Genomic DNA, 1066 nt, shown 5'->3' with positions numbered 1-1066 from the left:
GGCATAGCTCCTTGATGGGCAGTCCTGCTTCGGCTTCGCCCAGAAAACCGATGATCTGTTCTTCGCTGAAACGCTTCTTCATGTCCAATCTCCTTTCGTAGGATCGGACTCTAAAGTGTAGTGCTACTCAATCAGGGGGTGACGTCGCCTACACAAATGGGCGATGGCACTTTAGCAGGCGCAGGTATTAATGCTCATCCGAATACGGATGAAATAATGCATCGTGGAAGAATTCAGGCACAAGGCGGGGGCTTAGAAGCATCCGTTGCTTGGTCGCAAATGCCCCCCCTGCTTCTACAGAAGGATTGGAGATATTAGAAGCACTGAGAGGACAGTCGACAAAAAGGCAATTACTCGATCGTACGTTAGGCTTTAGTCAAGCGGAGCGTTTTATCAACAACGCTGGAAATGCTGGCGGTGTTATGGCGCCTGTTTCTAGAAGTTTCCTTCGAGGTAATCCTATCCGCGTTGATATAGAAGTTATCACTGGTGAAGCATTCATTCCTTAACAGACTATGAGGTTAGACATTATGATTTTCGAGGTTTGGGAAGATGAGGAAGGCACTACGCTATCTACTGCAAACAATATAGTTGACTTAAAAAACAAAGGCTTGCTTTCAAAAAACGCCAAATTGCTATATAAGATAGAGGCTAGTGATTATGAAGAAGCAATGATTAAACATCATAATAAAATGGGCTGGGAAAAATATAAGCCTATGAAAAAGTGATACTACTAATAATAATCTCCTCTGACGACCACTTTCTTCCGTTGCACATTGCAGCGTATTGAAGCCAACCGCATGGACTTCGATGACCAGGCGCTAGCTATGTGTTCGGCACCGCCGTCCTCCTCATTGCCCGCAACAGAGCACGTCTTGGCCAGTAGCCACCATTATTGCTGGGTCGCCAATATTAAACTGACCAGTGTGACCAACGACAATGGGGAAGCGACGTTCCAGTACGACCACGCGCAGCGCCATACCCTCACCGCCAACGGCGCGCCGCAGCAAAGTCAGTTCGGCGACCTTCCCGCGCTCAACTGGCACACCTACGGCAGCGGCCACCT

3 protein-coding genes are annotated in these 1066 nt (G+C 48.2%); 2 read left to right on the top strand and 1 reads right to left on the bottom strand.

Annotation, left to right across the window (positions count from 1 at the left end; translation table 11 throughout):
- Positions 1–82: transposase (locus B0H98_RS17375; RefSeq protein ID WP_217901937.1), on the bottom strand; the 82-nt coding region annotated here is incomplete at its 3' end.
- A gap of 448 nt (positions 83–530) precedes the next feature.
- Between B0H98_RS17375 and B0H98_RS16910 the strand changes: the two genes are divergently transcribed.
- The gene (locus B0H98_RS16910) at positions 531–728 is read left to right on the top strand and encodes a hypothetical protein (RefSeq protein ID WP_106376230.1); all 198 of its coding nucleotides are present in this window, start codon (positions 531–533) and stop codon (positions 726–728) included.
- Positions 729–875: 147 nt separating this feature from the next.
- Positions 876–1066 (top strand): hypothetical protein (locus tag B0H98_RS16905; protein WP_208623646.1); only part of this gene is annotated, 191 nt, incomplete at its 3' end.

The organism is Vreelandella songnenensis, assembly GCF_003002925.1.
Lineage (GTDB): Bacteria > Pseudomonadota > Gammaproteobacteria > Pseudomonadales > Halomonadaceae > Vreelandella > Vreelandella songnenensis.
Note: the sequence above shows the minus strand (reverse complement) of the source record. Positions and strands in the feature narration are given on the sequence as shown.

Coding starts and splice junctions, on each gene's coding strand:
- B0H98_RS16910 (WP_106376230.1), top strand. CDS start 531: ATGATTTTCGAGGTTTGGGAAGATGAGGAAGGCACTACGCTATCTACT.